Origin of the sequence: Roseovarius sp. D22-M7, assembly GCF_037083785.1 — a bacterium.
Classification (GTDB): domain Bacteria; phylum Pseudomonadota; class Alphaproteobacteria; order Rhodobacterales; family Rhodobacteraceae; genus Roseovarius.
In genome coordinates this window covers 1-2,720 of the sequence record NZ_JBAPKY010000137.1, presented here as the reverse complement: position 1 = coordinate 2,720, position 2,720 = coordinate 1, and the positions used below count along the sequence as shown (strand labels likewise).

General features: G+C 62.6%; 2 protein-coding genes. Both read right to left on the bottom strand.

Annotated features, from left to right (window positions below; genetic code table 11):
- Window positions 1-255 precede the first annotated feature (255 nt).
- On the bottom strand, window positions 256-1,023 hold the full coding sequence (gene istB, locus V8324_RS21555) for an IS21-like element helper ATPase IstB (RefSeq protein WP_336421943.1): 768 nt from the start codon (window positions 1,021-1,023) through the stop codon (window positions 256-258).
- A 17-nt stretch (window positions 1,024-1,040) separates the two neighbouring features.
- Window positions 1,041-2,576 carry an IS21 family transposase gene (istA, locus tag V8324_RS21550; protein ID WP_336421942.1) on the bottom strand — a complete coding sequence of 512 codons (1,536 nt, stop codon included), beginning with the start codon at window positions 2,574-2,576 and terminating at the stop codon, window positions 1,041-1,043.
- Window positions 2,577-2,720 lie beyond the last annotated feature (144 nt).

The window sequence follows — 2,720 nt, the reverse complement described above, 5'->3', positions numbered from 1 at the left end:
TGCGTATTCCACGACATGTGGCCACCTGTTCCACGCGCATGTGGCCAGTCATTCCATGACATGTGGCCACCCCCGTGAGGTGATCTGCGAGGCAGTTTCTTCATGACGTGATTTTCACGTCTGGGTCAATGCCGACGGTTGGGCTGGGTTTGTCCATGGGGGGACCCGCGCGCCCGGCGCAGCGCTTATCATATAGCTGGCGGCGACGGGCGCGTGGGTGGGCCCTGTGGGCAAAGCCTGAGCGGGACATGGTTGTCATTGTGTGGCCTCGTCGGTTTCGACCACGGGTTCGGGCGGCGGGTTTTTTCGCATCGAGGGGCCATCGAGTTCGATCCGGTGAGCGTGATGCACGAGCCTGTCGAGGATCGCATCCGCGAAGGTCGGATCGCCGATGATGTCATACCACTTTTCCACCGGAAGTTGACTGGTGACGACCGTTGCCTTGCGGCCATGACGATCATCCACGATCTCCATCAGGTCGCGCCGCTGACCGGCGGTCATCTGTTCCGGGCCCCAATCATCGAGGATCAGGACATCGGCGCGCACGATCTTGCGGAAGATGCGCTCGAAGCTGCCATCGCCGCGCGCGGCAGCCAATTCGCCGAACAGGCGCGGCATGCGGAAGTAGAGGGTGGTCTTGCCCTGCCGACAGGCTTCATGACCAAGGGCGCAGGCCAACCAGGACTTCCCGACCCCGCATGGCCCGGTGATCAGGATGCTGCGGTGTCTGGTGATCCAGGCGCCATCCTGGAGGCTTCGGAACAGCGCGCGGTCTAGCTGGCGCGCGGTGCGATAGTCGACGTCTTCCATGCAGGCGCCGCTCTCGCGCAGTTTCGCGGCCCGCAGACGCGTCTGAAAGCGCCGGCTGTCACGCGTTGCGCTTTCGCGGTCGAGCATCAGGCCGATCCATTCGACCGGATCCATCTGCCGGCTGCCCTCGCGTGCCAGAAGGTCTGCGAAGACCTCGGCCATGCCGTCAAGTTTGAGCGCGCGAAGCGCCTCGTGGGTGGGATGTGTGAGCATTCGGTGTCTCCTTTGGCTCAGTGGAAGTATTTTGCACCACGCAGATTGGCGTGGGCGATCGTGGGCGCGTCTGGCGCGACCTCGATGGGCTGATCCTCCAGGCGGTTTTGCAGGATGGAGGTGACGGATTTGAGTGAGCAGGCGTTGAGCGCCAGCGCGCGCGCGCAGGCCGCGTCCAGTCTTTCCGGACCAGAACCGCGTTTCAGCTTGAGAATGCCGACACAGGCGCGGATGCCCTGTTCCGGCCTTGGCTTGTTGCGCAGGATGACCTCGACGAGCGTGATCACGTTCGGACCGACCTTTTGGGCCTCGGCCTGAACTTTCGAAGCGGTCATACCGGCATAATGGCGGTGCTTGGCGGGCATGTGCGCCATCACCGTCGTCTCACGCCCATCTTCGGGACCCGCGCGCATGTGGCTGGCAACACGTTTGCCGCCCTGAAACGCCTCGATGGTGCTGGCCGTGATCCGCGCCCAAAGAGCCGCCCGCGCAAGGTCGTAGGGAACCGAGTAGTAATGATCATCGATGCGGATGTGGTAATCGGCTCCGACGGTGACATTCTTCCAATCGGCATGGGCATGGCGTGTCGGGGGCAGCGGGATCAGGGCGGGTTTGTCCAGCCGTTCAAAAAGCTCCAGGCGCGACGCACCAAGGTGACGGCTGACACGGGCATTCAGGCGCACGAGTTCTTCGCGGATGGCCGCGTTCAACTCCTCCAGCGAGAAGAAGACCCGATTGCGCAACCGCGCAACGATCCAGCGCTGAACCAGCAGCACCCCGCCTTCCGCCTTCGATTTATCCTGTGGTTTGTAAGGACGGGCCGGGAGGATGGCCGTGTGGTAATGGCGCGCGAGATCAGTGTAGCTGCGATTGACACCCGGCTCATGGAAACACGCCCGAACCACGGCAGATTTGAGATTGTCCGACACGATCAAGGCCGGCGCGCCGCCGAAGAACTCGAACGCGCGGACATGCGCGCCGATCCAGTCCGGCAATGTCTGGCTCCGGCTGGCCTCGGCATAGGTGTAATTCGACGCGCCCAACACCGCGACGAACAGTTCGACGGGGTGGCGCGCGCCCGTGGCGGGATCCGTCACCTCCATGCGCACGCCGGAATAATCGACGAACAGCTTCTCGCCCGCGACATGGCGCTGACGCATGGAAGGTGACAGTCGCTTCGCCCACGCGCGGTAATGCTGGCACCAGGCGGAATATCCATAGCCGTCATCAGGGTGACGCGCGCGATATTCCTCCCAAAGCAGGCGCAGGGTCACACCGGAGCGCTTCAACTCACGATTGATCTCCGCCCAGTCCGGTTCCACGAACAGAGGGTCCTCCGCGCCAGCCACCTGTCGGAAAAGCTGTCGCTCGAGAGCGACCTCATCGATATCCTGAACATCCGGCCACGACAGCCCGGCTTGCGCGGCACGCTGAAGGTAATTCCCCGTCGACGTCCGCCCCAGCCCCAGACTTTTCGAAATTCTGCGCGTCGAATATCCCGACGCGCGCAGTCGTAAAACATCCTTGATCTTGCGCATTGGCAACCTTTCCATCTCGCTCTCCTGCTTCCTCAATGGGCCGCAGAATAAGCAGGGTCAGATCGCCTCGCAGGTCTCTCTCAAAGGGGTGGCCACATGCCGTGGAACCGGTGGCCACATGTTCATGGATTCGATGGCCACATACCCGTGGAATACTCA

Coding starts and splice junctions, on each gene's coding strand:
- istB (WP_336421943.1), bottom strand. CDS start 1,023: ATGCTCACACATCCCACCCACGAGGCGCTTCGCGCGCTCAAACTTGAC.
- istA (WP_336421942.1), bottom strand. CDS start 2,576: ATGGAAAGGTTGCCAATGCGCAAGATCAAGGATGTTTTACGACTGCGC.